Annotated in this window: 16 protein-coding genes; 11 read left to right on the top strand and 5 right to left on the bottom strand. The window is 56.1% G+C overall.

Annotation, left to right across the window (positions count from 1 at the left end; translation table 11 throughout):
• Positions 1-65 precede the first annotated feature (65 nt).
• Both OZX74_RS04280 and OZX74_RS04275 read left to right on the top strand, forming a co-directional pair.
• Positions 66-839 (top strand): histidine kinase, encoded by a 774-nt coding sequence (locus tag OZX74_RS04280; protein ID WP_277157288.1) that lies wholly within the window; start codon positions 66-68, stop codon positions 837-839.
• The gene (locus OZX74_RS04275; RefSeq protein WP_277157287.1) at positions 836-1,570 is read left to right on the top strand and encodes a response regulator transcription factor; all 735 of its coding nucleotides are present in this window, start codon (positions 836-838) and stop codon (positions 1,568-1,570) included. The genes OZX74_RS04280 and OZX74_RS04275 overlap by 4 nt, the downstream gene beginning before the upstream one ends.
• 186 nt (positions 1,571-1,756) lie before the next feature.
• On the opposite strand, the gene OZX74_RS04270 is transcribed toward OZX74_RS04275, so the two are convergent.
• Together OZX74_RS04270 and lepA are read right to left on the bottom strand one after the other, a co-directional pair.
• Positions 1,757-2,431 (bottom strand): nitroreductase family protein, encoded by a 675-nt coding sequence (locus OZX74_RS04270; RefSeq protein ID WP_277157286.1) that lies wholly within the window; start codon positions 2,429-2,431, stop codon positions 1,757-1,759.
• 97 nt (positions 2,432-2,528) lie between these two features.
• Positions 2,529-4,421, bottom strand: coding sequence for a translation elongation factor 4 (lepA, locus tag OZX74_RS04265; protein WP_277157285.1), 1,893 nt, complete (start codon positions 4,419-4,421; stop codon positions 2,529-2,531).
• Between the two features lie 273 nt (positions 4,422-4,694).
• Here lepA and rpsT point away from each other — a divergent pair, with 273 nt between their 5' ends.
• The 3 genes from rpsT to OZX74_RS04250 all read left to right on the top strand — a co-directional run bounded on the left by rpsT (position 4,695) and on the right by OZX74_RS04250 (position 6,294).
• Positions 4,695-4,955, top strand: coding sequence for a 30S ribosomal protein S20 (gene rpsT, locus OZX74_RS04260; RefSeq protein WP_277157284.1), 261 nt, complete (start codon positions 4,695-4,697; stop codon positions 4,953-4,955).
• A 242-nt stretch (positions 4,956-5,197) separates the two neighbouring features.
• Positions 5,198-5,815 (top strand): DUF2975 domain-containing protein, encoded by a 618-nt coding sequence (locus tag OZX74_RS04255; protein WP_277157283.1) that lies wholly within the window; start codon positions 5,198-5,200, stop codon positions 5,813-5,815.
• A gap of 290 nt (positions 5,816-6,105) precedes the next feature.
• Entirely contained in the window at positions 6,106-6,294 is a 189-nt protein-coding gene (locus OZX74_RS04250) for a helix-turn-helix transcriptional regulator (protein WP_277157412.1), read from the top strand.
• A 68-nt stretch (positions 6,295-6,362) separates the two neighbouring features.
• On the opposite strand, the gene OZX74_RS04245 is transcribed toward OZX74_RS04250, so the two are convergent.
• The 3 genes from OZX74_RS04245 to OZX74_RS04235 all read right to left on the bottom strand — a co-directional run bounded on the left by OZX74_RS04245 (position 6,363) and on the right by OZX74_RS04235 (position 9,405).
• Positions 6,363-7,076, bottom strand: coding sequence for a TRIC cation channel family protein (locus OZX74_RS04245; protein ID WP_277157282.1), 714 nt, complete (start codon positions 7,074-7,076; stop codon positions 6,363-6,365).
• Between the two features lie 242 nt (positions 7,077-7,318).
• On the bottom strand, positions 7,319-8,446 hold the full coding sequence (locus OZX74_RS04240; protein WP_277157281.1) for a branched-chain amino acid aminotransferase: 1,128 nt from the start codon (positions 8,444-8,446) through the stop codon (positions 7,319-7,321).
• Between the two features lie 290 nt (positions 8,447-8,736).
• Entirely contained in the window at positions 8,737-9,405 is a 669-nt protein-coding gene (locus tag OZX74_RS04235; protein ID WP_277157280.1) for a 50S ribosomal protein L25/general stress protein Ctc, read from the bottom strand.
• Positions 9,406-9,752: 347 nt separating this feature from the next.
• On the opposite strand from OZX74_RS04235, the gene OZX74_RS04230 reads away from it, so the two are divergent.
• From OZX74_RS04230 to OZX74_RS04205, 6 genes are all read left to right on the top strand, one after another.
• A complete protein-coding gene (locus tag OZX74_RS04230; protein WP_277157279.1) occupies positions 9,753-10,736 on the top strand; it encodes an alpha/beta hydrolase in 984 nt (327 codons plus the stop codon).
• A gap of 243 nt (positions 10,737-10,979) precedes the next feature.
• Positions 10,980-13,022 carry an AMP-dependent synthetase/ligase gene (locus OZX74_RS04225; protein WP_277157278.1) on the top strand — a complete coding sequence of 681 codons (2,043 nt, stop codon included), beginning with the start codon at positions 10,980-10,982 and terminating at the stop codon, positions 13,020-13,022.
• A gap of 269 nt (positions 13,023-13,291) precedes the next feature.
• Positions 13,292-13,945 (top strand): amino acid ABC transporter permease, encoded by a 654-nt coding sequence (locus OZX74_RS04220; protein ID WP_277157277.1) that lies wholly within the window; start codon positions 13,292-13,294, stop codon positions 13,943-13,945.
• Positions 13,932-14,606: an amino acid ABC transporter permease gene (locus OZX74_RS04215; RefSeq protein ID WP_277157276.1), complete on the top strand. Its 675-nt coding sequence runs from the start codon at positions 13,932-13,934 to the stop codon at positions 14,604-14,606. Before OZX74_RS04220 ends, OZX74_RS04215 begins: the two co-directional genes overlap by 14 nt.
• On the top strand, positions 14,599-15,465 hold the full coding sequence (locus OZX74_RS04210) for an amino acid ABC transporter ATP-binding protein (protein ID WP_277157275.1): 867 nt from the start codon (positions 14,599-14,601) through the stop codon (positions 15,463-15,465). The genes OZX74_RS04215 and OZX74_RS04210 overlap by 8 nt, the downstream gene beginning before the upstream one ends.
• Before the next feature lie 332 nt (positions 15,466-15,797).
• The gene (locus OZX74_RS04205) at positions 15,798-16,703 is read left to right on the top strand and encodes a cysteine ABC transporter substrate-binding protein (protein ID WP_277157274.1); all 906 of its coding nucleotides are present in this window, start codon (positions 15,798-15,800) and stop codon (positions 16,701-16,703) included.
• Positions 16,704-16,916 lie beyond the last annotated feature (213 nt).

Below are 16,916 nucleotides of genomic sequence, written 5' to 3'. Positions count from 1 at the left end.
TTCTTTCATGTCTCACAGCTCTCCTGGGATATATTTTCTCCGTTTCTGATTGCGAGCACCATGCTTTGCTCTCTCTCAAAGACGCCATCAGGACGACCCGTCGCCGCAACGCGACACAAATCGATTCGTTGCGCGAGCAACAGGAGGAATCAACCCGGGTGGCGACCCTGCGCGAACGCACGCGCATCGCGCGCGAGATTCACGACAATGTCGGCCATCTGCTCACCCGGGCCCTGATGCAGACGCAGGCGGCGAGCGCTGTGGCCAATGCAACCGGCGACGACACCGCAACAAAGCAACTTGCCGGAATCAACGCAAGCCTCAACGAAGCGATGACCATGGTGCGACGTTCGGTCCATGACCTTGAGGACGATGGTACAGATTTCGAAGCACAGATTGCAGACGCCGTGCATGTCATGGATAGCGCAAGGCCAGATTTTTCCGTTACGTTGGATTGCGATATTGAAAATACTCCGGCCCCGGTCGTTCGTTGCCTCACCGCTATCATCCGCGAATCACTGACGAACGTCATCCGTCACTCGGATTCAAGCAGTGCCAGCGTCTCGTTGCACGATTACCCTGCATTCTGGCAACTTGCAGTGTTCAACAAAACAACGACAAAACCACTCAATCAACCTACGAATCCAAGCAGCCCGGACCTCCGTGGGATGGGCCTGGCGGATATCGAGCAACGTGTTCATGCCCTCGGCGGCACCTCGCTGTGCGGCCCATACCGCGACGGATGGCGAGTATTCGTCTCATTGCCAAAAGCTCCATGGACGAAAGCGGACACAAATCCGAACACGAATATCAACACGAAGGAAGAGGAAACGGCATGAAAACGGCAATTGTCGACGACGATCCCATTGTCTGTTCGTCGCTTACCACGATTCTTGAGGCCACGAATGCGGCCGAGGTTCTGTGGACGGCAAACGACGGCGAGACAGCGGTGACGAACTATTTCTCCGACCCTGCGAACCGACCGGATGTGTTGCTCATCGACATCCAAATGCCCGGCGTCGACGGCCTGGAAACCGCACGCCGAATACTCGCCAAAGACAAGGCCGCCCGCATTCTTTTTCTTACTACTTTCGATGACAAGGAATACATCGATCAGGCCATCGCGCTAGGCGCCAAAGGCTACCTCATCAAGCAGGATGCGGCCTCCGTCGGCCCGGCGCTTCAGGCCGTGATGGCAGGTCAGGTCGTTCTCGGAGCGCAAGTGCTGAATAAGCTTTCTACAGCCAACGAACATAACACCGAACGCAATATCAATGCCCCACGCGAGGCCAAAAGAGACGCCAGTGCTCTTACCTCGTTGAATATTCCATCCAACGTGCCTTCAGGCGGCTTCGCCAATGTGCCCGCTTCAGCATTCTCGACATTGAGCGTTCGCGAACGCGACATCGCCGGTCTCGTAGCCCTTGGCCTCGATAACCACGACATCGCCGCCCAGCTCTACCTGAGCGAGGGCACCGTCCGCAACCGCATCACCGACATCCTAGACAAGCTGTCTCTGTCCAACCGTACCCAGCTGGCCATCGCCTGGCTCAACGCCGGTCAGCACTGATTTTTCATCAATCTTAGCAAATTAATTCCGACTAACCGGTTGGATTAATGTACATTTCTAGAGCAAATATGGTTGGGTAAGTGTACAACCATTCGAAAAGTACGGTTGGATTTATACCACTTTTCGATCAAAATCGGGTTGTATTCATCCATAAACAGTTGGAATAACATGAGAAATAAGCAGAGTTTACGCCCAAACGAAACCGGCATCAGGGCCGGCACCTATTTCGAAATGATATTTGGCTATTCCTAGATCGGTGTGGGTGCAGGGGCCTAAGCCGGCTTTGGCTTCAACGGTTCGGCCGTCGGGTTCGAGAGTGAAGACGAATTTCTGCTGGTTTAGAGACGTAGGGGCCAGTAATGCAGCTTCTACGCCGTTACGGAACCACTTTGGAGTTTCCATACCTTCAGGAACTCGCGTAACCTGATCGTAGCGCTTGGAACGATGCTGGTGGCCGTGGTTGGTGCCGTAACCCATGACGATGGCGAACCTTGGCCGTTCGCCGTGTTCCAGCGCGACGTGCTTGGAGAGATGGCGTCCGAACTGGCGCACCCAACCAGTGTCAAGTCCAAGTTGAGTAGCCCGCAGCAAAACGTGGGCACCGTAGTAGCCGCAGCGTTCCTTCCAGTCCGGAGTTTTGTCCGCAACGATAGCGACAAGATTGCGCGCACCTTTGTAGATGCCATAATCGGTGAGGAAACCTTCAAATGCTGCAGGATCATTGATCTTCAGCTGCATGCTCAGGTTGCCTTCGTGGTTGCAACGATCAATGGTCCGCTGAAGCTCGTTTGCGATATCCTGCGGAATCGGCTTGTCCGTATAGCTTCTGACAGCATGCCGCACCCGAATAGCTTCACTCAATTCCATAATTTTCCTACTTTACAGTGCTGTTAGGCACCGCATAGATTTTCATCAACTCAAGACAAGGCACGAACCATCCGACAGGTTCCCAAATGCTTTACTTCACAGCCTTTTCGGCGGCGCGAATCTTATTCTTGGTGTCGATGTCCATGGACTTGTTGGCGCCGGCCTCGCCGGTGGATAGGGCGGCCACGAACGCCTCCTGCGGCACCTCGACATGGCCGAGCATCTTCATGCGTTTCTTTCCGGCCTTCTGCTTCTCGAGCAGCTTGCGCTTACGGGTGATGTCGCCGCCGTAGCACTTGGCGAGCACGTCCTTGCGCAGCGCACGGATGGTCTCACGGGCAATGACGCGCGAGCCGATGGCCGCTTGGATGGGAATCTCGAACTGCTGGCGTGGGATGAGCTTCTGCAGCTTCTTGGTCATCATCACGCCGTAGCTGTAGGACTTGTCGCGGTGGACAATGGCACTGAACGCGTCGACCTTCTCCCCCTGGATGAGGATATCGACCTTGACGAGGTCCGCGGCCTGTTCGCCGTCCTCGTGGTAGTCGAGCGAGGCGTAGCCTTTGGTACGGCTTTTGAGCTGGTCGAAGAAATCGAAGACGATCTCGGCCAGCGGGATGCGGTAGTGCATCTCGACGCGCTCGGGGCTCAAGTATTCCATCGTGCCCATCTCGCCGCGGTGGTCCTGGCACAGGTCCATCACCGAACCGATGAACTCCTTTGGCGTGATGATGTCGGCGGCGACCATCGGCTCGACGATCTGCTTGATCTTGCCGTCCGGGAATTCGCTCGGGTTCTTGACCTCGTGCAGCGTCCCGTCTTCGGCGGTGACCTTGTAGGTCACGTTCGGGGCGGTGGAAATGAGGTCGAGCCCGAATTCGCGGCTGAGCCTTTCGACCACGATCTCCATATGCAGAAGGCCTAGGAAACCGCAACGGAAGCCGAATCCCAGCGCCACCGACGTCTCAGGCTCGTAGGTCAAGGCAGCGTCGTTCAGCTTGAGTTTGTCGAGCGCATCGCGCAGCTCGGGGAACTGGGCATTGTCGATCGGGAAGATGCCGGCATAGACCATGGGATGAGGGTCGCGGTAGCCGGGCAGCGGCTCGCTGGCCGGACGCAGCGCCGAGGTGACGGTGTCGCCGACCTTGGACTGACTGACGTCCTTCGCGCCGGTGATGATGTAGCCGACCTCGCCGGCTCCAAGCGCCTTGGTCGGAGCCATATCGGGGCTGATCACGCCGATCTCGATGGGCTCGTGCGTCATGCCGATGCCCATCATATGCACTTTTTCGCGGCTTTTGAGTTCGCCGTCGACCATACGGATGTAAGTGACGATGCCGCGGTAGGTGTCATAGACGGAATCGAAAATCAGCGCGCGTGCAGGGGCCTTCGGATCGCCGTGCGGCGCAGGAATTTCCAGCACGATCTGGTCGAGCAGGTCTTTGATGCCCTCACCGGTCTTGCCGGAAACGCGCAGCACGTCGCTCGGTTTGCAACCTAAGAGGTTCGCAATCTCCTCGGCATGCTTGTCGGGTTCGGCGCTGGGCAGATCAATCTTGTTCAGGACCGGAATGATGGTCAGATCATCCTCGATAGCCATATAGAGGTTGGAGAGCGTCTGCGCCTCGATGCCCTGCGTGGCGTCGACCAGCAGCACCGCGCCTTCGCATGCGGCCAGCGCACGCGAGACCTCGTAGGTGAAGTCGACGTGCCCCGGGGTGTCGATCATGCCCAGCGTATATTCCTGCCCGTCGAAGGTCCACGGCACGCGCACGGCCTGCGATTTGATGGTGATGCCGCGCTCCTGCTCGATATCCATGCGGTCAAGGAACCGGTCGTGCATCTCACGCTGCGGCACGATACCGGAAAGCTGGAGAATACGGTCGGCCACCGTCGACTTGCCATGGTCGATATGCGCGATGATGCAGAAATTACGGATCAGCGATTGGTCAGTGAATCCCGGTTTGTTCTTCGCCTCAGTCACTGATGACGCTCCTTACCTATACAAACGGTTCTCGGTGGAATCTCTACGATTCCGCTTTTCCTCTTACTAGGTCCCATTCTATCGGCCGAGGTAGGCAAAGGAATGCCGTGATTGTTGCCTACGAACCCCACGGCACCCTGCAACAGAAGGATAAGAAACATGGCAACAGCGAAACGCGTAACCTTATTTCCTTCAAATCCGCGCGAAATATCGGCATACAGTGTTATTCTAGAGTCTTGTATGTCCTTATAGAAAACGTTGTTTGGAGAAATTGTGGCAAACATTAAGTCGCAGAAGAAGCGCGTGCTGACCAATGAAAAGGCGCACAAGCGCAACGTGTCCGTGAAGTCCAGCCTGAAGACTGCGATTCGCAAGACCCGTGAAGCCATCGAGTCCGGAGACAAGGCCGCCGCCGAGGCAGCTTACCAGATCGCCGGCCAGAAGCTCGACAAGGCCGCCAGCGCGGGCGTGGTTCACAAGAACCAGGCCGCCAACCGCAAGTCCAATCTCGCGGTTGCCATCAACAAGATGTGAGATGGCCTAGGGTGAAACGCCTTTAGATCAGTGAAGTCCTGTGGAAAGCAAACAAGTGGTTATGCTTGCTTTCCACAGGACTTTTCGTATCCGGTTATAAATTCCATGGCCTAAGTTGCTTTATTCTATAAGGTTTCATTATAACGAAATTCAATATGAATTTAATGATTATCGTTAATTTCTTGTTGATTAGTGATATGCTCTTGCTATCAAGTCGTTTACGATTCAAAAGGAGCAATGCCATGTACGAAACGAATAAGGTCGACGCCTTCATCATGTGGGCGGCGAAAATCCTCGAGTGGTTCAATATCGCCGCATCGGCGGTTCTGCTGGTTGGCGCGATTTATCTCGGTGTCGGACAACCTTGCCCCGGTTTCCTTAAAGACACCAAGCTACCCAACATCTACGGCTTTGGTCTCGACACAACGTTCCAAAAGGCTTCGGAACATGAGGGAGTACTTGTGTGGTATGCAATTGAAGGCATTGCCGTATTACTCATCATCGCCTACGCCGCCAAAAACCTGAGTGACGCGTTCAAAACCATCCATAATCCCGGAAACGGCGAAGAGCCAACACCCTTCCGAAATTCCATTGTCAAGAACGTACATAGGATAGGCTGGTGCTTTATCGCTGTGGCCATCGTGATAGCCTCCGTTGATTATTGGATCGGCTTTGTAACCGGCTTTACAGGTGGGATGGCAGATGCCTATGGAATTGGTGCGGCCAATCACTACTACGATAGTATTACTGATTCTACCGATGGTTTCGCGTACCTCATTATCGGAATTTTCATGCTATGCATCACAAGAATCCTCAGGTACGGCGAGCAACTGCAACGCGAACATGACGAGCTGATTTAGGAAGACAAATCATGATTTTCAAACAACACTCTGACCGTTCGACGCCTCGGGATGCCACGTCATCCCCGAACGATGAAAACCAATCCACAAATACCGCAAAAGAGGCGGGCCGAAATGATACCACCACTTCCCTATCAGAAAATTGGAGCTCTTCACCACTGACATATGAACAAAGGGTAAGACTCGCCCAACAACAGCACACGACAACTGATGCAGTCACTCCACCCGTTTCGACGGCCAACGAACCTCACCAGCCCAAAGGCACCATCGTCCTTGAGCTAGACAAGGTGATGGTCGACCGACATATGTCGCTCAAGGAGCTGGCGGATGAGGTGGGCATCTCCAACGTCAATCTCTCGAAAATCAAGAACAACCGCGTGGCAGCCATCCGTTTTACAACACTGGCCGGCATCTGCGAGGCGCTGGAATGCCAACCCGGCGACATCCTCAAGTATGAAGTTGACGAAGGGCAGCAATAATTCAACCAAGCGAACGGCAACAACCGGCCAAACATCGGTTAATCAGTCAGCAATTACTGAAACGAATTTCACTTGTTGCTGTCGGTTTTCTTGCCATTCTCTTTTGCCGACAATGGCAAGTAGGCATGACTGCGCTTAATCGCCCCCGGCACCTTCCAATCGAAACGTACCGAAAGCACGCGCAGAACGACGATGAACGCGACGATGACGATATCCCCAACGACTTCGAAGGTAAACGAAATATGCCCGCCCTGATAGGCGCGGGTCACGAACACCGTCAGGATGCTTCCGATCAGGGCAGGCACCGCATACCAATGGCTGTCGCGGATGACTGCGGGCACGACGTTGAGGAGCATGTCTCTAATAAGGCCTCCCCCGATGGCCGTAATCAGCCCCATGAAGACTGCGGTCATCCCGGAAGTGTGATAGATCAGCGCCTTTTGCGTCCCGTTGACCGCGTAAAGTCCCAACGCCAGCGCGTCCAGCGCGACCATCGTCCATTTGAGTCTGTCGACTTCGGGATAGATGACGGCGACGGCGACGCCGGTAACCAACGAAGTAATGACCAAGCCTTTGTCCGAGACGCCGACGGGAGGGAAAATTCCGAGCAAGACATCACGGATGATGCCGCCGCCGAGACCGGTCAGCCAAACGGTCATCAGGATGGCAATGAAATCATATCTTTTCTTAACGGCGCACAGCCCGCCCAAAAGGCCGCAGCAGAAGGTGGCGATATATTCGATGGCCCAGAAAAAGACGTTACTTTCCAGCGCCAGTTGCATTTCGCACATCCTTCGTATTCGGTACGGCTAGTTGAAGAATATACCAGACAACAGCCAAAAACGAGGACGCAAAACGCCTGATCATCGCATGCTCGGCAAGAAACCCCATCGAAGCGGTCGATGGGACAGCAGCTTCAACGCTTCAACATGATTCTGCGGATAAAAAACGACCTGCACATTCCCAACATTGCAAGGTAATGTGCAGGCTGTTTGAAGCCGAAAGCCGGTCGGCGCCGAACCGCTCAGCAGACCTTCCACATCCAATCATGCGGGTCTTCTATCTCGCCGAGCTGGATGCCCAGAAGCTCGTCGCGCAACGCGCAGGTGAGCTCGCCGGACTCGCCGCCGCCCACCTCGACATCGAACGTCTCTGACTTGAAGCGGCCAATCGGGGTGATGATCGCCGCGGTGCCGCAGGCGAAGACCTCGGTGACCTCGCCGGACTTGATGTCTTCCAACAGGTCGTCGAGCTTGATCATCGTCTCGACGACGTCGCGGCCGTGGTCCTGCGCCAGCTGGATGAGCGAGCGACGAGTGACGCCGGGCAGGATGTTGCCCGTCAGCGACGGGGTCTCCAAATGGCCGTCCTTGTGCACGGTGAACATATTCATACCGCCGAGTTCCTCAAGGTAGGTCTTGGTGGCCGCATCGACGAAGCAGACCTGCTCGCAGCCGTGGTCGGCACCGCGGTATTCGCCCAAGAGCGAGGCCGCATAGTTGCCGCCGCACTTGGCGAAGCCGGTGCCGCCGGGGCCGGTGCGGAACCACTTGTCTTCCACCCAGATGCTCACCGGCTTGACGCCGCCGGGGAAATACGGGCCTGAAGGCGAGGCGATGACGCAATAGTCGACAGTCTTCGGGGCGCGCACGCCGAGGAACGCCTCCGAGGCGAACATATAGGGACGCATATACAGCGTGTACTCGCGGCGGGTCGGCACCCAGTCGATGTCGCGCTTGACCAGCGCGGCGACGGAGCCGAGGAAGTCGTCCTTGGAGAGTTCCGGCAGGTAGAGTCGCTTGGCGGAATTGGCGAAGCGTTCGGCGTTGGCGTCCGGGCGGAACAGCCAGGTGCTGCCGTCGGTGTGGCGATAAGCCTTGAGGCCTTCGAAGCATTCCTGTGCATAATGCAGGACGGAGGCACCGGGATCCATGGCAAGCGGACCGTATGGCTGAATCTGGCGATCGCCCCAGCCGCTGCTTTTATGCCAGACCATGTGGACCATGTTGTCGCTGAAAAGCTGGCCGAACGCCGGCTTGTCAATCAGTTTCGCCCGCTCGGCATCGGTTGCGGGATGTGGGTTGTCGAGCACCTTGAAAGGTTCGGTTAATTTCGACAACGCTTCTGGATCATGATGGGATTGCTCAGTCATTTGCACTTCTTCTTTACTTCAGCCGCCGTGGCGGCCGGAATGGTGGTCTGCCGTACGCTTGTGGCGCTTGGTTATGGTGCTACCTTTGCACAGAAGTACACCGGGATGGTGGAATAGTTCACATTTTGAAAACACTGTCCCATCCATTCGACGCTTCCGTGCGCCAAAACCATAGGGCAAACAAATGACCCGCACAGTCCATTACCCATAGACCATGCGGGTCAAACGAAGAGTTCCATGAACCGTCAATGAGTCCAAAAACCTCGGATATCGCTAAAAATACCGGCTAATCACTTCTTGTCGGCATCGGAAGCCGCGGCATCGCCGGCAGAAGCGGCGTCATCACTCTCGGCTGCGGCGCCGGCGGCACCTTCGGCGGTGGTGTCCTCAGCGGAGACCGCGGTGGTGGCGGTGGCGTCCTCAGGTACTTCGACGGTGACGACGGATTCTTCAGGATCGGTGTTGACGAACTCGACGCCTTCGGGCAGATCCACATCCTTGGCGAAGACCTTCTCGCCGTCCTGCAGGCCGTCGACGTTGACATCGATACGCTCGGGCAGCGCATCGACACTGGCGCGCACGCGCAGCTGCTGGATATCGACGAACGCGACAGCCGCGCCCTTCGGGGTGCCCACGGCGAAGACCGGGACCTCGACCTCGATCTTCTCGCCGGCCTTGACCTCGTAGAAGTCGATGTGCTCGACGATGCGCTTGACGGGGTTGCGCTGGACGTCCTTGACGACGGCCATCTTGGAATCCTTGCCGTAGTTGATGGTGAACAGCGCGTTCGTGCGGCGCAGCGCCAAGGTGGTCTCACGCATCGGCAGCTTCACGAAAACGGGTTCATTGCCGCCGGCATAGATGGTGGCCGGAATCTGCTTGGCCACGCGCATACGACGGGCCACGCCCTTGCCGAACTCGTTGCGGACTTCGCCTTCGATGGTAATGGTGTTTGCCATATCTAATCTCCTTGAGATTGCTTTTATTATTCACTGTGTTGTTTCGGTGCACCGACGCGCCGAAATCACAGCCTCAAAGAGACCCGAACCATTCAGCCCAGTCGATAACGGGAATCACTTCCCCTCGCCAAAGCGCGGCAGATATAAAACCTGCCGAAACAACCTCTTCATTATACCGTTGAAGCAGACATCCGCGGAATGCAATGAAAAATAAAAATTTGTGAGCCTGCTCTTTTATAATTTGTATCAGCATTATGCATTATGCATTATGCCAAAGAAAGATTGGAGTCCGTTATGGTTCAGCGCAGTAAAGCCAAAACGTTGGCCGTCGGTCTTTTTGCGGCGGCTTGGCAACAGCAGGCAGTCTTTATGTCGCCGCCGATTATCTGTTCCGATTTGTGCTCGAGCCCGGATCAAAACGTTCGCTGTTCAAAAGCAACCGGCCCGACACCACTCTTGCGGCGCGCCAGCCTCATCACGATGCCAGGGAGGAGGCGCAAGCCGGGCATTGGTTCGACAACGCCAAACGAGGCGTGACGATCAAGGCGTCGGACGGAACACGCCTGCACGGCTGGATACTCGACCCGGATTGCGCCGACCCCCCACGCCATCTCTATGCCATTTGCTGCCACGGATTTTCGGGAGATCCAAAGGAAATGGCGAAATACGCCCATCGTTTCGCCGGTATGGGTTTCACCGTACTCACCCCGGCCAGCCGCTGCCACGAACTGAGCGGCGGAAAATACATCGGCATGGGCGCGCTCGAACATCGCGACCTGTTGCTGTGGATCGACGCCATTGTGGCCAACGACCCGAATGCCCGGATCCTGTTGGACGGCAATTCCATGGGAGCGGCGACAGTGATGCTGGCAGCGGGCGACCCGCGGTTGCCGAAGAACGTCAAGGCCGCCATCGCCGACTGCGGCTACACCGGTCTTGAAGACCAATTCCTATACAGCGCCAGGCACCTCTACCATGCCCCAACATTTCTGGCACGCCCGGTGATCGGCATCATGAGTTCCATCGCACGCCGACGTGCCGGCTACGATTTCAAGGAAGCCTCATGCCTCAAGGCGTTGCGTCATACATCGATTCCCATGCTCTTCATCCATGGATCGGCCGATGATTTCGTCAATCCGACAAGTCTCGACCTCAATTTCCGGGCCTGTGCGAGCCCCGTCAAGCAAAAACTCATCGTTGCCGGAGCCGCTCACGCGATGTCGGCTTCGACCGACCCCAAACGATACTGGAAAACCGTCACAGCCTTTGTGCGCAAAATATTCAAGCTCAACAAGACCAAGGGGTTATCGGGATATATCGTTTTTAACTGATAGCACAATAACAGATGTATTCTTCAGTTCGCATGACAACAACGAAAAGACGAATCCTCCGGCCTGTTTTCGAGCAATCGCAATATTTCCTGCCATCCGTAGCTTGAACAGGATAGACGCCCAGTCACCTTGCGATATATGGCCTCGCTTACGCTACCGTAAGGTGACGAAACGCGACAAATCCTATAGAATTGGCGTTATTACTTGGAATACAGTTTTCATAGAAGGTCGAGGAAAGCGCACGTGTCAGTCATCAATTCACTGAAAAAGGGAACGCTGAAGCTAAGTCAGAAGGCTTTCCATCTGGGAAGCGGCTTCGAGCACCCGGTCAATACCGAGGATCCGGAAACACCGGATTTCAATGACGAGCGCCACCTTGCAACCGTAAAACCCGTCGATTTCTCAACGCTGCCCCATACCCACGAATGGGGGCCGGGCTACCCCACCAAGCTTTTCGTCGACGAGAAGACCGGATTGCTGACCGTGACCACCGCCGGCAATCCTCCGATAGACGACGACATGTCCATTTATGACCTCTATGTCGACCGCGCGCAACGCATGGGCGATGACCCGCTGTACAGCTTCAAGGTCGGCAACAAATGGGTCACCAAAACCGCCAACGAATTCCTCGAGGACGTACGCGGAGTGGCCAAAGGCCTGATGCATTACGGTCTTGACAAGGGCGACGGCGTCTCCTTCATGTCCCATACTTCTTACGAATGGGACGTTGTCGATGCGGCCGTAATGGCCGTGGGCGGCGTGCTGGCAACCATCTACGACACCGATTCTGCTGAGCAGATACGCAACATCGTCAACAATTCCGATTCACGCCTGCTCATCGTCGAGACCAACGACATGCGCAAAAAGGCCGATGGAGCCGTCGAAGACTGCCCAACGCTGGAAAAGATCTATACGCTCGAGGCGGGCGCACTCGAGGAGCTGCGCGATTACGGAAAATCGGTAACCGACGAAACGCTCGACCAACGCATCGATTCCATCAAGAAGACCGACCTGTGCTCCATCGTCTACACCTCCGGTTCCACCGCAGCGCCCAAGGGCGTCGAGATGACGCACGAGCACTATTGCACCACGGCGCTGAACCTGCGTGACTACATGCCCAAGCTGCTGCAACAAAAAGGCAAATCCGTCCTGCTCTTCCTGCCGCAGGCACACACCTTCGCACGCGCGGTCAACTACATCGTGGTCGCCAGCGACCTGCACATCTACATCGCCGGCGGCATCAAGACGCTGATCGGCGACCTGCAGGTCGCCAAGCCGGCCGTCACCATTCTCGTGCCCCGAGTACTGGAGAAGGTCTACAACGCCGCCTCGCAGAAGGCCGGGAACGGCCCCAAGGGCGTCGCATTCGCCGCGGCTGTGGTGGCGGCACAGGAATACGAGAAGGAAATGAGCGAAAACGGCAAGGCCAGCTTCACCACACGTGCACGCCGCGCCGCCTTCGATCCGATCGTCTACAAGTCGTTGCGCGAGGTTCTTGGCGGACAGGCCGAATGGTTCGTCGCGGGCGGTGCCCCGCTCGACCCGGAACTGCTCGCCTTCTTCCGCGGTGCCAATGTGCCCGCCTACGAAGGCTACGGCCTGACCGAAACCACCGCTCCCTGTGCGTTCAACCCGAAGGGCACCCCATTCCACGAAGGATCCGTCGGCATCCCCTACCCCGGTTTCTCGATTCGCTTGGGTGAAGACGGCGAGATCCAGGTCAAGGGCACCTGTGTCTTCCCTCGTTACCACAAGAACGATGAGGCGACCGAACTCGCCTTCACTCCCGACGGCTGGTATGCCACCGGCGATCTTGGCCGTATCAGCGACGACGGTTTCCTTTATATCACCGGTCGCAAGAAGGACCTCATCATCACCGCAGGCGGCAAGAACGTCGCCCCAGGGCCGATCGAAGAGATCATCCAACGCTGCCCGTTCGTCTCTCAGGCTCTGGTGCTCGGCGACAAGCGCCCGTTCATCTCCGCGCTCATCACACTTGACGAGATCTCGTTGCGTTCCTGGCTCGACGCCGCCGGTCTCGACCGTGACATGTCCATGGAAGAAGCTTGCAAGAACGCCGTGGTCCGCGCCGAGGTGCAGAAGTGGGTCGACAAGGCCAACGAAGGCGTATCGCGCGCCGAATCCGTACGCAAGTTCATCCTGCTGCCCGAAGAGTTCACGCAGGAGAACGGCCTGATGACTGCATCGATGAAGGTCAAGCGCCCCGCAGTCATCAAGCACTATGCCAATCTGCTCAACACACAGATGTACACCAAGAAGAAGTAAGCCGAAAACAGGAATGTTTTATCTACTCGGAGTGGCCGCTGATGAGATTTTCATTGGTGGCCACTTCCGTTTTGAATGAACATTTGGGATTTCAGTGCCAGCCAATAGCACCCTATCAGTTATTCATATGGCACAATGTGTGCATTTCGGCGGATTCGCGTCTAGTATAACAACGAGTGCCGCGAATTGAAACTCATTGAAATTTCGGCAATTGTTCGGCTGTGACACTGGTAACGAGTAAGCATTCACCACGAAGCGGGAGGGCAACCATGGACTGGAGCTTTATAGCCCGCAATGCCCACTACTTCGTCGATGCCGGTTATATGACCGTCTTCATCTCGTTGTTCGGAATCGTCTTTAGCATCGTTCTGGGCATCCTTTGCTCGGCCATCGAAACGGCGAATATCCCGGTTTGCAAACAAATCGTCCGCATTTATATCGAACTATCCCGTAATACACCATTGCTGGTCCAGCTGTATTTTCTTTATTTCGGACTGCCGAAACTCGGCGTCTCGTGGTCGGCGGAAACCTGCGCGATCGTCGGACTCGCCTTCCTGGGCGGGTCATATATGGCCGAGGCATTGCGCGGCGGTTTCGAAGCCGTTCCGCAAGTCCAACGGGAATCAGCGCAGATGCTCGGCTTCAGCCCGTCACAAATGCTACTGCATGTCACCGTGCCGCAGGCGCTTTCCACCGCCATTCCGGGAGTGGTGGCCAATATCATCTTCCTGGTCAAGGAATCTTCGGTGGTCTCGGCCATTGCACTGGCGGACGTCATGTACGTCACCAAGGACTTGATGGGTCAGACCTACAACACCTACGAATCGTTGACTTTGCTGATCGTCACCTACCTGATTATCCTCCTGCCGATCTCCATCATCGGCACGGTGGCCGAGAGGAGGTTCGACTATGCACGGCGCTGAGATACTGCTGCAGCCGGGCGTCTTCCCGCGTCTGCTGCAAGGATTGTGGGTCACGATCTGGATTGCCGGGGTCTCCGTCCTGCTTTCGTTGCCGGTCGGGCTGATTGTCGGTTGGCTCATGACCATGCGAAATCCGATCGTGCGGTTTGTGATGCGTGTCTATCTTGATTTCATCCGTATCATGCCGCAGCTGGCCCTGCTGTTCATCGCCTTCTACGGTTTCGCACGCGCCTTCAATTGGAATCTCGACGCCACCGGCGCCTGCGTGCTGGTCTTCGTGCTTTGGGGCGGGGCCGAGCTCGGCGATCTGGTGCGTGGCGCATTGGAATCGATTCCTCGCACGCAGTATGAATCGGCTCAGGTGCTTGGTCTCAATTCGTGGCAGACCTTCAGCAGGGTCATCCTCCCTCAGGCCCTGTGCCGCCTGCTTCCCGCCAGCGTCAACCTCATTACCCGTATCGTCAAGACCACCTCGTTGGCCGCGCTGTTGGGTGTGATTGAAGTGATCAAGGTGGGCCAGCAGATTATCGATGCGAACCGCTTCCAATATCCGGATGCGACGCTGTGGATCTACGGCGTGATCTTCTTCATGTATTTCTTCGTATGTTGGCCGCTCTCCCTTGTGGCCAGAAAGCTTGAAAAGAGGTGGGCCCATGACTGATACGACGGTTACGACGATTCCAACATCACGAGCGAACGCGAACGCCCCGCACGAAACCCTGCATATCCGGCATATCACCAAACAATACGACAATGCAGACAAACCGGTGCTGAACGACATATCCTTCGACGTGCCGGCCGGCCAAGTGTTCGTCATCCTCGGGCCTTCCGGCTCGGGCAAGTCCACGTTGCTGCGCACCATCGCCGGCCTCGAGCCCATTCAGAGCGGCGACATCGCCATCGGCGACGAGGTGCTACGCGCTTCCGGCAAGAAGAAGGACACCGGCAAATCCAAAGCGGCAGGTGCGGCCAATTCCCAAGATAGAAACATCGACACGAATCCTGTCAAGGTCGGCATGGTCTTCCAAAGCTACGACCTCTTCCCCAACAAAACCGTACTCGGCAACATCATGCTCGCGCCAGTACTGGTGCAGAAACGCAAGAAAGCGGAAGTCAAGGCCGAAGCCATCCAGCTGTTGAAACGCGTGGGCTTGGCCGACCGTCAAGACGCTTGGCCGCACGAGCTTTCCGGCGGACAGCGCCAGCGCGTCGCCATCTGCCGCGCCTTGATTGAACACCCTCAGATCATGCTCTTCGACGAGGTGACCGCTGCGCTCGACCCCGAAATGGTGCGGGAGGTACTTGACGTTATCGTCGAACTTGCCGACAGCGGCCAGACCATGCTCATCGTCACCCACGAAATGGCATTCGCCCGCGCGGTAGCCGACCATATCATCCTGCTTGCAGACGGAAGCATTGTCGAAGAATCCGACGACGCGGAACAGTTCTTCACCCATCCACAATCCGAACGCGCCCAGCAGTTCCTGAACACGTTTACGTATGCTCGTGAGAGACAATAGCCGATATTTTTTATCAGCTCAAACCGAACAACAAACAAAGGGAGGTCGAAATGATGAACCGGAACTTACCGAATATGAGCGTGACGGCACGAATGTGCAGCGCTACGGAGCCGAACCGATGTCAACTCATGGCCTCCATGTCTCGCTGATCCGCATTCACCAGATCTGACATCTTGGGTTTGCCGATCCATTACGTAGATATACCGATTTGAATCTGCAATGGACAAACCCGTGCAACATTGGAATTTCGATATTCCATCTTTTCAGATAGAACCATCACTTTTTATATTCACTTCCGATATTACTTAGTAAAAGAAAAGAAAGAAACAACCATGACAACGAATGTATTGAAACGTGCGGCACAAGTAGCGATCTCAGCGGCAGCGGCCGTGGCTATGCTGGCAGGATTCGCCGCATGCGGCCCAAGCGGAGCGACACCGAGCAGTGACAATAATTCCGGTTCCGGCACCTCCGGCGCAGGCAAACAGCAAAGCGCACGCACCCTTGCGGAAATCAAGAAATCCGGTAAGCTCAAGGTCGCCGTTTTCTCCGACAAGGCACCGTTCGGCTACGTCGACAAAGATGGCAAGAACCAAGGTTACGACATCATCTTCGCCGAACGTCTGGCCAAAGATCTCGGCGTAAAACCGGAATACACCACCGTCGACCCGGCGGCCCGTGTCGACGTGCTCGCCAGCAACAAGGTCGACGTCACCCTTGCCAACTTCACCGTCACCCCCGAGCGCGAAGAGAAGGTCGACTTCGCCAAGCCATACATGAAGGTCGCGCTGGGCGTGGTCTCCCCCGACTCCAAGCCGATCAAGAGCGTCGACGAGCTCAAGGGCAAGACGCTGATCATCGCCAAGGGCACCACCGCCGAGCCGTACTTCGCCAAGTACCCCGACATCAAGCTACAGAAGTACGACCAGTACGCGGACGCCTACAACGCTCTGCTCGACGGGCGCGGCGATGCGATGAGCACCGACAACACCGAAGTGCTCGCCTGGGCCAAAGCCAACAAGGGCTTCACCGTCGGCATCACCAAGCTCGGCGACGAACAGCCCATCGCCCCCGCCGTGCAGAAGGGCAACAAGGAACTGCTTGACTACATCAACGAAGAAATCGTGAAGCTCGGCCGCGAACAGTTCTTCCACAAGGACTACGAGCAGACCCTGAAGCCGGTCTACGGCAGCTCCTCCAACCCAGACGACATCGTAGTTGAAGGCGGCAAGATCTGATTTATTCACTGGCTTGACAATAAAGCCAAGAAATAATCGGTCACTACAAGTTGTGCCCGCTAATTCGTATCAATTACGATTAGCGGGCACAACAGTTTACGGAACAGGCTCATTTTCTCAAGCTAATGATTTAAGATACATTTAATTCGTGCCTTTCCCTCTCTGAGGGGTCTGGGAAGTGGAAGCCGGATGTCCCTATGTTTCATGGGGCCC

The organism is Bifidobacterium sp. ESL0798, from assembly GCF_029395415.1.
GTDB lineage: Bacteria > Actinomycetota > Actinomycetes > Actinomycetales > Bifidobacteriaceae > Bifidobacterium.
This window is presented reverse-complemented; position numbering and strand designations above follow the sequence as displayed.

Bases quoted from the DNA above. Each gene is read 5' to 3' on its own strand.
- OZX74_RS04275 (WP_277157287.1), top strand. From the start codon at position 836: ATGAAAACGGCAATTGTCGACGACGATCCCATTGTCTGTTCGTCGCTT.
- OZX74_RS04255 (WP_277157283.1), top strand. From the start codon at position 5,198: ATGTACGAAACGAATAAGGTCGACGCCTTCATCATGTGGGCGGCGAAA.
- OZX74_RS04250 (WP_277157412.1), top strand. From the start codon at position 6,106: ATGGTCGACCGACATATGTCGCTCAAGGAGCTGGCGGATGAGGTGGGC.
- OZX74_RS04245 (WP_277157282.1), bottom strand. From the start codon at position 7,076: ATGCAACTGGCGCTGGAAAGTAACGTCTTTTTCTGGGCCATCGAATAT.
- OZX74_RS04240 (WP_277157281.1), bottom strand. From the start codon at position 8,446: ATGACTGAGCAATCCCATCATGATCCAGAAGCGTTGTCGAAATTAACC.
- OZX74_RS04235 (WP_277157280.1), bottom strand. From the start codon at position 9,405: ATGGCAAACACCATTACCATCGAAGGCGAAGTCCGCAACGAGTTCGGC.
- OZX74_RS04220 (WP_277157277.1), top strand. From the start codon at position 13,292: ATGGACTGGAGCTTTATAGCCCGCAATGCCCACTACTTCGTCGATGCC.
- OZX74_RS04215 (WP_277157276.1), top strand. From the start codon at position 13,932: ATGCACGGCGCTGAGATACTGCTGCAGCCGGGCGTCTTCCCGCGTCTG.
- OZX74_RS04210 (WP_277157275.1), top strand. From the start codon at position 14,599: ATGACTGATACGACGGTTACGACGATTCCAACATCACGAGCGAACGCG.
- OZX74_RS04205 (WP_277157274.1), top strand. From the start codon at position 15,798: ATGACAACGAATGTATTGAAACGTGCGGCACAAGTAGCGATCTCAGCG.